Here is a 15,835-nt window from a genome sequence, read left to right on the forward strand (position 1 = left end):
AGGCGCAAAGCATACGCCACGGGCATAAACGCTAAATAAGTCGAGTCTAAGCCAAGCTGAATACGCTGAAAAGAGACATTACCTAGGCTGCATTCGTATTCACAGCCTTGAAAATAAAACAGGTTGGAGAAATAAATCAGTAGCTTGGGTGGAGCACTTCGGGCATTCAACTTATCTTGTATTCAAAGGAACTGAACGTCATTCACAACCACTTATGGTTAGAGATAATGGCTAAGGGCATTTTTCGGCATAATCTTCAAGCATAGCCTTAAGCTGCCACCGCCAGTCACGCCACAGCTCGGGGCTATGGGTTAATGCCAAATTCTCCCTAGTTAAGTACTGGCGAACTCTATCGCTATTTAGCGCGCTGTAACTTGGCCTTGGTGCCAGTTTATTGCCTTTCTCAAGCGCTTTTGCAGCATAACTTAGGCTATCTATGGCGCTAATCGGCAACGCTTTATCTAATAACTTCAGTGCCAAGGCTTGGCGCTGGATTTCGAGGGCAAATTCATACCAACTGCATTGCCCATGCCCAGCATAATGGAATAGTCTGGGTTCGCCACTAGCGTTTAACGGACTCGCTATTAACTGCCAAATAAGATGCGCGAGTGCATCTGCCCATGTCGGCGAACCTATTTGGTCGTTTATCACTGAGAGTGGCTGTCTATCGGGCATGGTAGCCATCAACCTCAGCATGGTTTTCACAAAATTATGCCCATCGACACCGTACAGCCATGCGGTGCGAATAACCATCCCGCGCTCAGCCAAGATGCGCAGCACCGCTTGCTCCCCCGCGAGTTTACTCTTGCCATAGACAGATAAGGGCGCTGGTGTGGCGCTTTCGGTTAACCCGCGTTCAATTAAGCCGCTTTCAGTTAAACCACTATTACTTAAGCTGCTATCGGTTAAGCTGTTCTGATTTAACGCCAGTTCAGCAACCTCCGCTGGCTCGCCGCTAAACACATAATCGCTGGAGATATGTACCAAACGCGCGCCCGTGAGCGCACATTCGCTTGCCAATAACTCTGGCCCAAGGCTATTGACACGATAAGCCTCATCCACCGCCGTTTCTGCCCTATCGACCGCATTGTAGGCGGCGCAGTTGATCACCCAGTCAGGTTTAACGTGGGCAAAGACGGCGGCAACGCTCTGTTTACCACCAATATCTAACTGGGCATGGCTAAGCGCGTGCACACGAAAGGCGCGGCCATCGAATCGATAAGCCGCCCTGGCAAGCACTCGCACTAGAGCCTTAGACAGTTGGCTATCTGCGCCAGTCAACAATACTGTTGCTGTCGATTCTGGCTCGCCATTAGGCGCATACATCGCCTTGTTATCCTTTCGCATTATTAACGTCGGCGCCTCAAGCGATATCGTCGCTAAACAACGGCATTAAATCAGCAACGCTTTGATGCCCCCGCTGAGTTAAGAAGTTAAGCAGTGCCATCGGTGAGCGATTAAGCAGCTTATCCTTTGGATAATCAACTGCTTCAATAATACTTAAGGCACGGTCAAACCCGCCGAGACTAAAAGCCACATGGGAATCTGAGCCCATCACTAAGGTGGCCCCCAATTCTTTTGCCGCTTTAGCAATCGCGGTGCAGTTAGCTTCGCTGCCCTTGCGAGAGACTTCAAAGGAGGAGTTATTGATTTCAAGCGCCACTCCATATTCGGCGGCAGCTGCGGCTACAGCCTCAATATCAATGGGATAAGCAGGATTACCCGGATGGGTAATAATATCGACCTTGCCGCTTTTAATGGCGTTAATCATCGCCTCGGTATGGGTGGCCTTATCCGAAGGCGGAAATACTGGTTCATGGAATCCTGCCAACACAATATCGAGCTGCGACAGATAATCGCCAAAGTAATCGATTTCACCTTCGCGGTTTTTAATATTGGCCTCGATGCCGCGTAAAATCCCCACGCCATCAACCATACGCGGGAGCACGCGTAAATTCACAAAATGCCAAAAATGCGGTGCATCCGCCATCGCCGGGCCATGGTCAGTGGTGGCAAACAGACGGATCCCCTTTTGCTTCGCCACCGCCAAATAATCGTGGATAGTGCTATAGGCATGGGTAGATGCCAAGGTATGGGTATGGGTATCGACTGGGTACTGCATGGGTCACCTCTGTCTTGTACTATTGTGTTCAGTATGGTGTTAACCATTATTCGGTTAACGTCCCTTAGACTTAGCTAGTGGAAAAGCGAGAGCAATTCATCGGCACTGCCTTGCCACGCGCCTTTGCCCTTTCCTTCGAGAATACTATCCGCTAAACCTTGCTTATGCTGCTGCATTTCTTGGATTTTCTCTTCGACCGTGCCTTCGGCAATCAGCTTGTAGACGAACACTGGGTTTTCTTGACCAATCCGGTGCGCCCTGTCCGTCGCTTGCTTTTCTGCCGCCGGATTCCACCAAGGATCGTAATGGATAACCGTATCCGCCGCGGTGAGATTAAGCCCAGTGCCGCCCGCCTTTAAGCTGATTAAAAATACCGGCGTATCGCCTTCTTGGAACTTATCAATTTGCCCCTGACGCAGCCGAGTTTGCCCCGTCAGTTTGCTGTAGTCGATGTTGAGGGATTGCAGCAATTCCTCAATTAACAGCAACATACTGGTAAATTGGCTGAAGATTAAAATCTTGCGACCTTCCTGCACCATTTCCGGCAGGTTTTGGTTTAGCCAATTTAGCTTGGCATTATTTTTAACCTTTTGCGCTTGCTCTAGTTTGACTAACCGCGGATCGCAGCAGGCTTGGCGCAATTTGAGCAAGGCATCTAAAAACTCGATATGGCTGCCCGCCACGCCTTGGGTTGCAAACAATTCTCGAATTTTTTTCTCCATACTCAGGCGAATACTTTCGTATAGATTACGCTGGTCTTTCTCAAGCTCTAGGGTTTGAAGGATCTCGGTTTTAGGCGGCAGCTCAGTCACCACCTCGGCCTTGGTTCGCCTTAGCACAAAGGGGGCGATACGTTGACTCAACACCTTCGCCTGCTCGCTATCGCCATAACGCTCAATCCGATAGCGAAACGCCTTATTGAAATAGGCCGTTGTTCCCAAGAGTCCCGGTAAACAAAAATCCATCAATGACTTGAGTTCACCTAAATGATTCTCAAGGGGCGTGCCGGTAAGGCAGAGTCTAAACGGCGCTTGCAACGCCTTAATTTGCTGGCTCACTTTGGCTTGGGCGTTTTTAATCTGCTGCGCCTCATCAAGCACGATATGCTCAAACGGCTGAGCCTGGTAATAATCGTAATCCCGCACCATAAGGGGATAAGTTGTGACGACGACATCAAACTCGCTTAATCGCGATAACAGCGGCCCACGCTGCGCGCCATGAATCACCGCCAAGGTTAACGACGGCGCAAACTTGGCCGCCTCCTTCGCCCAGTTCCCCACTAAACTGGTTGGGCAAATAATCAGACTCGGCAGTCTTGGTTGCCCAACGGATTTAGCCTCCTGCTGCTTTAGCAGAAATGCCAAGGTTTGAATGGTTTTCCCAAGCCCCATGTCGTCGGCTAAGATGCCGCCGAGTTGATATTCCTTTAAAAAACAAAGCCAATTTAAGCCCTGCTGCTGATAAGCCCGCAGCTGTGCATTCAGTCCCGTCGGCGCGCTGACCGCAACCACACCATTAAATTCGGCTAACTTTGTCGCGAGCTGACGCACCCTTTCACCATTGAGCAGGCTAATCTCGCTTTCGGCTAACTCATTGAGTAAATGCGCACGGTACTTAGGTAAGGCGATACTCTGGCCGCGATGCTGCTCAAACAACTCTTGAATAATGCTCATTAAAGGCTTGATAACACTGGCCTTAATTTTAAGCCATTCGCCAGAGGGGCTGGGTAGCAATAACTCGGCATCATCAGCCGGCTCACCATGTTGTTTTAACCAAGTGGCCACCAGCGGCAACATAGGTAAGCGTTGGCCATTGATATCGGCATGTAACGACAGAGAGAACCAGCCTTCTTGACTGTCATCCAGCTCAACCGTTAACGGCGTATCGACCACCTTAAGGCTAAACTCTGGGGCAAATCGCACCTCTATACCTTGAGTTTGTAATTTTGGGACTTCTTCATCGATAAACGCTAGCCATTCCCGAATCGCATCGGGCAAGTTGCCTAAGCTCCAGAGGGAAGCCCCATTTGCTGCGCCCTCCAAGCTAAAGCGGCTAAAGCCAAGGGTTTGCAACTTTGACACGGCTTGCAGCTCTTCTTCAAGCGTGCGGTTAATTTGATAGGTGGTTCCGCCTTGAGTCACTAGGGTTAATGCTTCTTTGGCGGCATTGCCACTTAAAACGAGATCCCCGTAGACAAATTCCAGCGCGAGATACGGCTGGGCGATGCGAGTATCCAGTGCAGACGGCTGCGTGCTGCCAAGTGGCATTGTGCCTGCGGGGATTGCCTTAAGCGTCAAACGAAGCTGTAACTTATCTCTCAGCTCGACAAAATCGATGGCACTTGGCGGCGGTACAGTACGCGCCGAAAAATGCTTGATCAGTCGATGGCTCACCAATTCAACCTGAGTGCTCGGCACGGGCGGCATTTGGCTGAGTAGCCGAAGCTTATCGACGCTAATGTCGGTATCGATAAGGCCGATGTGAAAATAATCCAGCTCGATATAGTAAGGCGGCTCTGTCGGCACCAGCTCCCAGTTATCCCGCTCGGGTAAGACTAGGCGCATTTGCTTGTGTTCGCTGTCGATATCCTGCCAAAGAAATTGCGGTGTAATGGCCTCACCCGCGGTTAATGCGAGGCGGCTCTCCTCCCAGAAGCAGCGTTCGGTAGCGAGCATTTTCTCAATCGCTACCGCCCCTAATTGCGCCTTAAGATACAGGCGTGATGCACCGTGGCGTCTGGTCGACATAATAAGATTTAAGATCAGCACATCCTCGGCGCCAATCCAAGCGGGCATATAATATTGCACGTCCGAGAGCGCAATCTTAGTGCCCTTATTGTAACCGCCCTTCTTGCCAAGCTTGCCGCGTCTCAGCTCAATAAACACCCCGTTATCGTCCTTTGAGAGGATATACAGCACCCTGTCATCGTAGAGGGATTCGACATCATTCATATTGGGGTCATCGGCTTCATCGAGTAGGTGTAACCATTGAGCGATACGTTGATCTTCAACGGTTTTATCCGTGAGCAAACTGTAGAGCACCGCGGCCATATGTTTACAGTTGCCGCTGGCAGGGCAGGAACAGAAGCCATTCATCACGAGTTTATGATTGACACTGACTAGACGAATATCCTGACGATAGGGCGTGGTTTCCGTGCCCGTGACTGTGCCTTCGATATGGCGAAAATCGGCATTGGCTTTCGCGCTTAACACCCTCCCCTGCATCACATAATCACGGGCGCGCATCAGTGTCGGCGGCGTGAATAAGGACTCAATAGCCGTTTGAGTCAATTGGATTGGCTCTTGGGGGGACAAGCGATTCATCTGCAAAACCTTGAAACTCAAAAATACCTCGACGGACAATAACCCATGATTGTCTAAGGCATTTATCAACGTGTAAGGGAGAATTGTATTGAAACCTAATGGGGAAAGCCAGAATAGGACTCACATACGAGAGCCGGATAACATACCCGCAGGGCTCGCCTGCGGGTCGTTAGCTCATGCAAGCTTAGGCTTGGCTGCGTTTTTCGGCGATATAACGGTCAACTAATTTTTCTAGAATATCTAAGGGAACCGCACCATTTTTCAGCACTACATCGTGAAAATCCCGTAAATCGAATTTATCCCCTAGGGCTTGTTTGGCTTTTTCCCGCAGTTCGAGAATTTTCATCATGCCCACCTTATAGGCCGTCGCTTGACCGGGCATAACGATATAACGCTCGATTTCGGCGGTCACGTCGCGATCGGACATACCGGTGTTTTGTTTCATATAGTCAATGGCTTGCTCACGGGTCCAGCGGCTATGGTGGATACCCGTATCGACAACCAGACGCACGGCCCTAAACAGCTCCGCCTGTAATCGACCAATATTGTCGAAGGGATCTTGCTGAAAACCGAGTTCCCAGGCTAAACGCTCAGAATAGAGCGCCCAACCTTCGATATAGGCCGTAAAAGGTGCCATCTTGCGGATCAGCGGTTGCCCTTCAAGCTCCATAGCCACCGCGATTTGGAAGTGATGCCCTGGGATGCCCTCATGGTAAGCCAAGGTACGCATGCCGTATTTAGGGGTCGCTTTGATATCGAACAGGTTGGCGTAGAAACGCCCCGGACGACTACCATCAATCGCCGGCTGCTGGTAATAAGCGCCCGGTGCAGTTTTCTCTTTAAATTCAGGAATGCGCACCACTTCCATCCCCGCTTTAGGACGAATACGGAAGGCGTTATCTAAGCCCGCATTCACCTCGTCGAGGATTTTTTGGTAATCCACTAAGATCTGCGCCCGGCCCGCATCTGAGTCTTCATAATAGAACTTAGGATCGGCGGCCAGCGCTTCGATTGCCACCGAGAATCCTTGGCTGGTGTCGTATCCCTGCGCGGCCAAAATCGTCATGATTTCGTCCTGAATACGGCTCACCTCGGCTAATCCCTTGGCATGGATCTCATCGGCGCTGTAATTTGTGGTGGTAAAAAACTTCAGCAACTGCTCATAGGCGACGTCCCCATTCGGCAAAGCCCAATAACCATCGTCCGTACCCGCTTTGGCTTGTAACGCCGTGAAGTAATCGATAAAGAGTCGATATGCCGGTTTAACATCGGATTCGATATTGGCTTTTGCCTGCGCGAGCAAACGCGCCTGTTCATCGGCACTGATTTGCGTGTCGGCGAGCTTAGTCTTAAAGGAGCTATAGAGAATATTGTCTTCGACGGGCGCGTTGATGAAGTCATTCATCTCGGTTAGCACCCGCTCAATCACAAACTTAGGCGGAATAATGCCCTTAGCCTCTCGAAGCTTTAATCCTTCTAAGGTTTGGCCAAATTTAGTCTTCACCGCAATTAAGCGTGATAGGTAGTTTTCGGCATCTTCAACCGAGTGCACCTGATGCTGAGCCTGCATAAAGCTCGGATAACCATTTTGCACACCAAACAACTGATTGACTGGATAATTGTGGTAACGATAGGGTTCAGATGCTAAGGCAAAATCCGCCAGATACAGTGCGATGTCCTTGGAAATGCGCTGATTATCATCCAGATCGGTATCTTGGTAGCTGAGTAAGGTATCCCTTAGGGCACGGACTTGGGTAAAGGTTTTATCCATGGCCGCTGGGCTATCATCGTCGAGCAAGGCATTGTGGCCAGTGATGCCAACGGATTCTAAAAATCCCAAGGAGGTTAAGGTCTCGGGGCTTTCGAATGCCATTTTGACCATGCTTCTATCTAAAAATGCGCGGAAGAAAAAAGGCTTTTTCGCAAACCATTCATGGGCGGCGAGCGCCCCGAGCAACAGCACTAAGGCAAGAGTGCCCAGTCCAATTCGTTTTAATACCGTTTTCAATATTCACGCTCCTTGCCATTGTCGGGACCATGCGCCCAAGATAATTTGGCAGCGAGAATACCACCATCACAGTTAAGCAACAATTTTATAACGTAACGAATCATTGCAATTAGTGTTTGCCAGCATAGCGCCTCAGCCCGGCAAAAACTATCAGAAGAATAAGCAGATAGCGAACGGTTAACACAATGCGCAACGAGCACATTGATAAGTTAGGATTGCGGCTACTTTTGCAAGCCGTGATGTCACTACCTAAGCAAGCATACAGCTATCCATGCAATAGCTTAGCCTCGGCTTTTTCAAGCCTTCTGGGCTTACCCACAATCAGTAAAATATCACCCGCGCGAAAGACCCAATCCTGCGCAGGATGTTCAACTTCGGCGCCGCTGCGACGGATGGCCCTTAACTCTACCCGAAGCAGCTCCCAGTCAATATCCGCCACTTGCTTACCCACGGCATCCGCGCCGCGGTGTAACAGCACGGCATGGAGCGACTCTAAGGTAAAGTCAGTTTCGGTACCCGAGAAGAAACCGTGTAAAAATTGATAATGGTTGCGCCGCTCCGACTCCAGTCGCTTAAGGATCCGCGCCAACGGTACACCACATTGATGCAGCACCTGCGAGACCAACATCAAACTGCCCTCTAAAGTTTCGGGGATCACCTGATTCGCCCCCGCCTTTTGCAGCATGTCTAACTCACTGTCATCGCGGGTTCTGACCAGAATTTTAGCGTCGGGCGCCAATTGCTTACACAGGGGTAAGGCTTCTTCTAAACTGCGGGTTTCGCAGAAGGTAATAACGATCATTTTGGCGTGTTTAATCCCTACCTGCTTAAGGATTGCCCGCTTACACACATCGCCAAAGTAAATCGGCTCCCCTGCCCGGCGCGCCTCAGACACCCGCGTGGGGTCAAGATCGAGTACCAAATAGGGCACGGCTTCTGTCTTTAAAAACCGGGCTATGGTTTGACCAACACGTCCGTAACCTAAAATCACCACCAGATCATGGTCCTCGGTAATAATCGGCACCACTTCATCCACATGCCCCGACTGGCGGATCCCTAACAGCCACTTGGCAATATCTACGCTATGGCGCACCAACCAAGGGGCAATGCTCATAGACAATACCGCAACCATCACCAGCATAGTACTGAGCTGATTGCTCAATAACCCATAACTTACGGCAAGGGCTAACACCACAAAACTGAATTCGCCGACCTGAGCCAGACTCAAAGCCGTGCTGATAGCAATCCGAAAAGGCTCGCCGACCAGTCGCAATAAACCATGGACTATCAGCGCTTTGCCCACCACGACTGCGAGCAAGATCAGTAAAATCTGCCACCAGAATTGCATCACCAGTGCGAAATCGAGCATCATGCCGATGGAGATAAAAAACAGCCCCATGAGTAAATCGCGAAACGGCCGAATATCCGCCTCTAGCTGGCGGCGGTATTGACTCTCACCGAGCAGCATTCCCGCCATAAAGGCGCCGAGCGCCATAGACAAACCTAACCACTGGGTAAAAGCTCCCGTAACTAAAGCCACCACCAGCGTCGAGAGTACAAAGAGTTCATTGGAGCGGGATCTTGCCACCTCATCAAACAAGCGAGGCAAAGCCCATTTGCCTAAGGCCATCAGTAAAAAGAAGGCAAGAATCCCCTTAAGTAGCGCCAAGGTAATCGTCGCTAACATCAAGGGCTCATCATTCTGCCCGAGTAATGGCAGCAAAATAAGCAGAGGAACGACGGCTAAATCCTGAAATAACAACACACTGACCGACAGCTCGCCATGACGGCGCCTAAGCCAGCCCTGCTCATTAAGTAGCTTGAGTACAATCGCGGTGGAGGAAAGGGCAATCGCTGCGCCTATAACTAAAGATTCTATGCCATTCAAGCCACAGGCTAAGGCAACCAACATAGTGAGTACTGTGGTGACAATCACCTGCGCGCTACCTAATCCAAATACGGTTCTGCGCATGGCCCACAATCTTGGCACCGAAAACTCGAGTCCCAGCGTAAACATCAAGAGCACAACCCCAAGTTCGGCGACGGACTGCATTTGCTGCTGGGTAAACCAGTGGAATCCACTGGGGCCACTCACCACTCCGGTTAATAAATACGCCAAAATCGCCGGCAAGCCGATACGCCGCAGCAAGGCAATCGCGACGATGGCGATCAGCAACATAAGGAGAACTTGGATCAAGAAACCATGCTCCATAGGCTCGATAACTCCTGTCAAATAACTGGCGTGTCAAAAATATGGGAGTGCGCTTTAAGCTTAACTGAGTGACATACAAAGACAAATTTTATTAGCAAACAACACGGCACACATATTGCTTAATATGGACAATAGTTCCAATTGCCATTTCATTTGCTGGGGTAAACATAATGGACTTTGGCTTAGCGACAACCTTATATCCAGACGATTATAACTATCAAACAGAGGCGTATCGCCCAACAACGTCGTCATTGGATTTAGTTCAAGTGATCCAGCAACTGCATGCCAGCCTAGATCCGCGGACAGTCTTTGCCTGCTACGGCAAAGTGCTAGGACAACATCTGCCCGTCCAAGGTGTTCGCCTGCAAGCCGAGCAACAAAAATTAAGCTGGGGCAAACGTTATGGGATCAGTCTGAAACGACAGATCATCTGTGGCGGCACCCCACTGACACTGCAGTATCAACTGCTGACGCCGCTCACACCTTCGCAGACCATTATCCTGCAAGAGATTGAGCCCTTGCTGCTGCAACCATTATTAAATGCCATGCAGTATCAAGAGATGTCGATGCAGGCGATGTTCGACTCCCTCACCGGCCTTGGCAATCGTCATTATTACACTCAAAGTTTGAAAAATGCGGTGGCCAGAGCCCACAGAAAACAAGGCGCGGTATCACTTATCGTATTGGATTTGGATAATTTTAAGCAGCTTAACGATAGGTATGGTCACAAATGCGGTGATTATATTTTGAAGGAGTTTGGAGACATTATCCGTAGCAGTATCCGCAGTACAGATCAGGCCTTCCGTATCGGAGGCGACGAGTTTGTGGTGATAGTGCAAGGCAATATTCATGCGGCAGGCTTACTGTGCGAACGTATCGTCACAGCGACCAATGCCCATGCGAGTTTCCATCAATTTGGCGTAAGCAGTAGCTTAGGTGCGGCTGAGGCGAGCGATACAATGGAAGCCGAACAACTCTACGAGCAAGCGGATAAAACCTTGTATCAAGCCAAAGCCTCGGGTCGTAATTGCTACAAGTTAAGTCCAGCCCAACTATCTTAATCGAGCATGGATGCTGCTCACTTGCGATAAAGCATGGCAAATACACTCTGCTATCCGATTGCTTGCCCATCAAACTTAAGCCCGACATCATCCCCTTGGGCACAAAATGCCTTTTCGACCCAGAGTCCCAGCGCCATCACTAAACGCTCGTTATAGAACAAGAACCCCACCTCAGCACGTAACCATGGCGGCACAGCGCATTCTTGCCAGAGTTTTTTAAGCTCGCGTCCCTTATCGCGAAAATGCGGCTGACAGCGAAATTGTCCCGGTAACTGATAACGCAGGCTCACCACCTCACCTGCCTTGGGTAAACACAGCCGAGGACCCGTTGTAGCTAAGGTAAATGGCGCAATTTTATCCTCAACTCTTGTTGATGCTTGAGTGAGTAAAGCCAGAATATCTTGATGCAGTTCGCGCGTAGTGATGCGCGGCGCGGCGGATACGGTGTTTACCGTATCCAGATAAAGCATGCCTGCAAAGCGGCGCAGAACACAGTCACCAATCTGGAGCTGTACTTTGGCATCCTCTTTAGCCCCCATTAACTGCTGCAGGATTTGCTGCAACTGCACATAGGAAGGCAGTCCAAAGCCTTGTGATTCGATAAAGCCCCGCAGCAGCAATCCCTGCCATTCACTGGTTTGTGTAGCCAGCTCATCAAGCTTAAGCACGGTTTGCTGGGTAAAGTGCGCCTCGGTTAACAGCTTAGGTAAACGCTCACTCACCTCGGCATCCACTACAGCCTGTTGTTCCGCGCAAAGCTGAGCGCTACGGCTTGCAGTGGTGGCGATACTGGGCCAACGTGCTTTTAGGCGTGGGATAATCTCGAGGCGTAAAAAGTTACGATCGTATTTATCGTCTTGATTACTTTCATCTTCGATATGCACTAGCTGTCGGGTTTGAGCGAAAGCTTCAATCTGCTCACGGCTAATATCGAGCAAGGGACGCACTTGCAGGCAAGCCCCCTTCTCGCCGAGTGGGAGCATTTGGATTTGCCCCATGGCGGCTAACCCTTTGGGGCCCTGACCGCGTTTGAGGGCGAGTAGAATCGTCTCGAGTTGGTCGTCTTCATGGTGGGCGGTCAGCAGTACATCCTGAGGCTTAAGGTGCTGCAATATCGCCTGATAACGCATTTTTCGCGCCTCGGCCTCAATACTCACTCTCGGCCCGAGGGTGAGTTGTACTCGTTCCACCGTGATTGGTAAACCATAGTTGGCGGCGCGAGTTTGGCAGTGCTCGGCCCAAGCGTCGGCATTAGGGCTCAAGCCATGGTGCACATAAATCAGCTGATAATGAAACTCGGGGTGATGTTTGGCGAATTCACTCAAACCGTAGGCGAGCACTTCGGAATCGACACCGCCACTGTAAGCGAGGACTAACTTGCTCCCCGCTTGCAGTGGTAAGCTCGCTAAAAATCGCGCTATATGGGCACAAAGTTCCACCGCCGCCATTGCACTCACCCTATAAAATCCATCACTCGCTGATGCTCAATAATCCCCCAACCCCAAAGTCTCTTTCAGGTTATCGATTAGGGGAACAGGATCCGCACCTTATTAGGCCCAAGCAGGCTCTCAAGGGCAAACACCAATTCATCACTGGGGTTGACTCGCCAATTTTCCGCCAACCTAAATTGGCCTTTAGCCTGCGCTTGACTGTAGTTAATCACTACAGGCACGGCGCCATTGCGCCACGGACTTATCGACTGCTCGATACTTTCGAGCACGCTAGGCGTTAGCTGCGATGCGTCTAAATCGATTTCTAAGGCGCTGGCAAAGTGGCTACGCGCCTCGCTGATATCGATAATATTACGCGCCGTCATGCGGTTGCCACCGGCAAAATCATCGAAGCTTACTTCACCTTCGCAGATCAGGATCCTGTCCTTCTCGAGCAGATGGTTAAACTTCTCAAAAGCTTCGGTAAAGAGCATCACCTCAAGGCGCGCACTCTTATCATCTAAGGTCAGCAGACCCATTTTTGAGCCACGCTTAGTGAGCATTACCCGGGTAGCCACCACAAGGCCTGCCGCCTTAACGGTTTTGCCGCGATCGGTTGGATGCACGTCCTTTAAGCGCCCGGAAGTGTAATGCTTAAGCTCTTTAAGGTATTGATTAATCGGGTGACCGGTTAAATATAGACCTAAGGTCTCGCGCTCCCCTTCGAGCCAAATTTTATCGGGCCACGGAGTGCATTCGACAAACTGCTGCTTGCTGTCCTCTGGGTCACTATTGAGCAGACCAAACATATCATGCTGACCGATGGCCTCGGCCTTAGCGTGCTGATCGGCGGCGCTTATCGCCTCAGGCAAGGTGGCCATCATAGAGGCGCGGTGCGGCCCAAGCGCATCTAAGGCGCCAGCGCAGATAAGCTTTTCAATCACCCGCTTGTTAAGTTTTTTAAGATCGATACGGGCACAAAAGTCGAATAAGTCTTTAAAGGGGCCGTCCTTACGCGCCTCTAAAATCGACTCAACCGGCCCCTCACCCACACCTTTGATGGCGCCGATGCCATAGACGATACGCAGATCATCATCGACGGTAAACTTAAACAGACCTTTGTTCACATCCGGCGGAATAATGGTGAGTCCCATACGCTCACATTCATCCACTAGGGTGACGATTTTGTCTGTGTTATCCATATCGGCGGACATTACCGCCGCCATAAACTGCGAGGGAAAGTGAGTCTTGAGCCACAGGGTTTGATAGGACACGAGCGCGTACGCGGCGGAGTGGGATTTGTTAAAGCCGTAGCCGGCAAACTTTTCCACTAAGTCGAAGATCTTCATCGCCAACTCGCCATCGACGCCGTTCTTAATCGCCCCTTCTTTAAAGGTACCGCGCTGTTTGGCCATCTCCTCAGGCTTTTTCTTACCCATAGCACGGCGCAGCATGTCAGCGCCACCTAAGGTATAACCCGATAGCACCTGCGCAATCTGCATCACCTGCTCTTGGTACAAAATAATGCCGTAGGTGGGCGACAACAGCTCCTTCAAGGATTCATGCTGGTATTGAGAATCGGGATAAGACACCTCTTCACGACCATGCTTACGCTCGATAAAGTTATCCACCATGCCCGATTGCAGGGGCCCCGGGCGGAACAGTGCCACGAGTGCGATCATATCTTCGAAACAGTCGGGTTGCAGACGCTTAATCAAATCCTTCATACCACGGGATTCGAGCTGGAATACCGCAGTGGTTTCATAGCGTTGCAGCAAGCGGAACGAAGCTGGATCGTCTAGGGGAATCGCCTCAATCCGCACTGGTGGACGGCCGTTTTTAACCTCCACCTTGTTGATCATCTCCAGCGCCCAGTCGACGATGGTGAGGGTTCTTAATCCCAAGAAGTCGAATTTGACTAAGCCAGCGGTTTCCACGTCGTTCTTATCGAACTGGGTTACCGGGTTTTTCCCTTCCGCATCGCAGTAAAGCGGCGAGAAGTCGGTGATCTTGGTGGGCGCAATCACCACGCCCCCCGCGTGCTTACCAGCGTTACGGGTCACACCCTCGAGTTTGCGGCACATGTCGATAAGATCTTTCACATCCTCATCGGCATCGTAGGACTCCTGCAGCGCAGGCTCCACCTCAAAGGCCTTGGCGAGCGTCATGCCAGGCTCTGGCGGAATCAACTTAGAAATACGGTCCACAAAGCCATAGGGATGGCCGAGCACACGACCCACGTCGCGGATAACCGCCTTGGCCGCCATGGTACCGAAGGTAATGATCTGCGATACCGCCTCACGGCCGTAGAGTTCGGCCACGTGGTCAATTACCTCATCGCGTCTATCCATACAGAAGTCGACGTCGAAGTCGGGCATAGATACCCGCTCTGGGTTGAGGAATCGTTCGAACAGCAGGTCGAATTCGAGGGGGTCTAAGTCGGTAATTTTAAGGGCATAGGCCACAAGCGAGCCTGCGCCCGAACCACGGCCTGGCCCCACGGGAATGCCGTTATCCTTACCCCACTGGATAAACTCCATTACGATCAGGAAGTAACCGGGGAAGCCCATCTGGTTGATAACCTTAAGCTCGACATCGAGACGCTCGTCATATTCACCGCGGCGCTCAGCGCGCACTTGTGGATCGGGGAATAAGAACTCTAAACGCTCTTCAAGCCCCTTCTTAGAGCAATCAACCAGATAATCCTCAATCGACATATCGCCGGTGGGGAAGTTCGGTAAGAAGTATTCGTATAAGCGAATGGTAACGTTGCAGCGCTTGGCAATTTCAACGGTATTTTCGAGCGCGGCCGGAATGTCGGCAAACAGCTCGCACATTTCCTCTTCGCTGCGAAGGTACTGTTGCTCGCTATATTTTTTAGGACGGCGGGGATCGGCAAGCGTAAAACCATCGTGAATCGCCACACGGATCTCGTGGGATTCAAAGTCTTCGGGTTTTAAAAACACCACCTGATTGGTGGCCACCACAGGGATGCCCTTTTCCTGCGCCAGTCCCACCGCCATATGCAGGTAACGCTCCTCATCGGTGCGTCCCGTACGCAATAACTCGAGGTAATAACGCCCTTCAAAATGCTGCTGATAAAACTCGCATAAGGACTCAACTTGTGTATTGTTGCCCTTTAGCAGCGCCTTACCCACGTCCCCTTCTCGGCCACCAGACAGCAGCAAAATGCCTTCGTTGTAGGTCACAAGCCACTCTTGGTCAATCACCACGCGCCCTTGAACATGGCCACGTAAATAGGCTTGGCTGATGATTTGAGTGAGGTTTTGATAGCCATCATTATTCATCGCAATAATGGTTAAGGCACAAAACTCGCCATCAAACCCCGGCACTTGCATCCAAAAGTCTGCGCCGATAATCGGCTTGATCCCCGCCCCATGGCAACCACCATAAAACTTGACCAGACCACAGAGGTTGTTTTGATCTGTTAATGCCACCGCGGCCATGCCCTTCGCCTCAACTTGGGCGAGGATGGGTTTGACCTTAGCCACACCATCGGACATAGAAAAGTCACTGTGGACACGAAGATGCACAAAACGAGGATCGGACATAATTAGAATTATCTTTGAATAGCAGGTTAACAATCACTAAAAAAGCAGACTAACAAAGTCACAGCCCTTGGGCTAGTGACTTTGCTCTCAAGCTGAAGTGAAAACAC

Annotated in this window: 8 protein-coding genes; 1 reads left to right on the forward strand and 7 read right to left on the reverse strand. The window is 50.8% G+C overall.

Annotated elements, in window-relative coordinates; all coding sequences use genetic code 11:
* Window positions 1–231: 231 nt before the first annotated feature.
* The 5 genes from SHEWANA3_RS14685 to SHEWANA3_RS14705 form a co-directional block, all read right to left on the reverse strand.
* Complete coding sequence (locus tag SHEWANA3_RS14685) at window positions 232–1,347, reverse strand: sugar nucleotide-binding protein (RefSeq protein ID WP_244096566.1); 1,116 nt, start codon at window positions 1,345–1,347, stop codon at window positions 232–234.
* Window positions 1,348–1,363: 16 nt separating this feature from the next.
* Window positions 1,364–2,122, reverse strand: coding sequence for a phosphatase (locus SHEWANA3_RS14690; protein WP_011717673.1), 759 nt, complete (start codon window positions 2,120–2,122; stop codon window positions 1,364–1,366).
* Between the two features lie 74 nt (window positions 2,123–2,196).
* A complete protein-coding gene (locus tag SHEWANA3_RS14695) occupies window positions 2,197–5,445 on the reverse strand; it encodes a DEAD/DEAH box helicase (RefSeq protein ID WP_011717674.1) in 3,249 nt (1,082 codons plus the stop codon).
* Between the two features lie 184 nt (window positions 5,446–5,629).
* Window positions 5,630–7,453 carry a DUF885 domain-containing protein gene (locus tag SHEWANA3_RS14700; RefSeq protein ID WP_011717675.1) on the reverse strand — a complete coding sequence of 608 codons (1,824 nt, stop codon included), beginning with the start codon at window positions 7,451–7,453 and terminating at the stop codon, window positions 5,630–5,632.
* Window positions 7,454–7,718: 265 nt separating this feature from the next.
* On the reverse strand, window positions 7,719–9,665 hold the full coding sequence (locus tag SHEWANA3_RS14705; RefSeq protein ID WP_011717676.1) for a monovalent cation:proton antiporter family protein: 1,947 nt from the start codon (window positions 9,663–9,665) through the stop codon (window positions 7,719–7,721).
* A 170-nt stretch (window positions 9,666–9,835) separates the two neighbouring features.
* Here SHEWANA3_RS14705 and SHEWANA3_RS14710 point away from each other — a divergent pair, with 170 nt between their 5' ends.
* Entirely contained in the window at window positions 9,836–10,726 is an 891-nt protein-coding gene (locus tag SHEWANA3_RS14710; RefSeq protein WP_011717677.1) for a GGDEF domain-containing protein, read from the forward strand.
* Window positions 10,727–10,776: 50 nt separating this feature from the next.
* Here the strand turns inward: SHEWANA3_RS14710 and tilS are convergent, their stop codons facing one another.
* Both tilS and dnaE read right to left on the reverse strand, forming a co-directional pair.
* Window positions 10,777–12,174, reverse strand: coding sequence for a tRNA lysidine(34) synthetase TilS (gene tilS, locus SHEWANA3_RS14715; protein WP_011717678.1), 1,398 nt, complete (start codon window positions 12,172–12,174; stop codon window positions 10,777–10,779).
* 77 nt (window positions 12,175–12,251) lie between these two features.
* A complete protein-coding gene (gene dnaE, locus SHEWANA3_RS14720) occupies window positions 12,252–15,728 on the reverse strand; it encodes a DNA polymerase III subunit alpha (protein WP_011717679.1) in 3,477 nt (1,158 codons plus the stop codon).
* Window positions 15,729–15,835: the final 107 nt, after the last annotated feature.

Source organism: Shewanella sp. ANA-3, assembly GCF_000203935.1.
GTDB lineage: Bacteria > Pseudomonadota > Gammaproteobacteria > Enterobacterales > Shewanellaceae > Shewanella.

What these genes read in the sequence shown, in the direction of transcription:
- tilS (WP_011717678.1), bottom strand. Translation starts at nt 12,174, where the DNA reads ATGGCGGCGGTGGAACTTTGTGCCCATATAGCGCGATTTTTAGCGAGC.
- SHEWANA3_RS14695 (WP_011717674.1), bottom strand. Translation starts at nt 5,445, where the DNA reads ATGAATCGCTTGTCCCCCCAAGAGCCAATCCAATTGACTCAAACGGCT.
- SHEWANA3_RS14705 (WP_011717676.1), bottom strand. Translation starts at nt 9,665, where the DNA reads ATGGAGCATGGTTTCTTGATCCAAGTTCTCCTTATGTTGCTGATCGCC.
- dnaE (WP_011717679.1), bottom strand. Translation starts at nt 15,728, where the DNA reads ATGTCCGATCCTCGTTTTGTGCATCTTCGTGTCCACAGTGACTTTTCT.
- SHEWANA3_RS14710 (WP_011717677.1), top strand. Translation starts at nt 9,836, where the DNA reads ATGGACTTTGGCTTAGCGACAACCTTATATCCAGACGATTATAACTAT.
- SHEWANA3_RS14690 (WP_011717673.1), bottom strand. Translation starts at nt 2,122, where the DNA reads ATGCAGTACCCAGTCGATACCCATACCCATACCTTGGCATCTACCCAT.
- SHEWANA3_RS14685 (WP_244096566.1), bottom strand. Translation starts at nt 1,347, where the DNA reads ATGCGAAAGGATAACAAGGCGATGTATGCGCCTAATGGCGAGCCAGAA.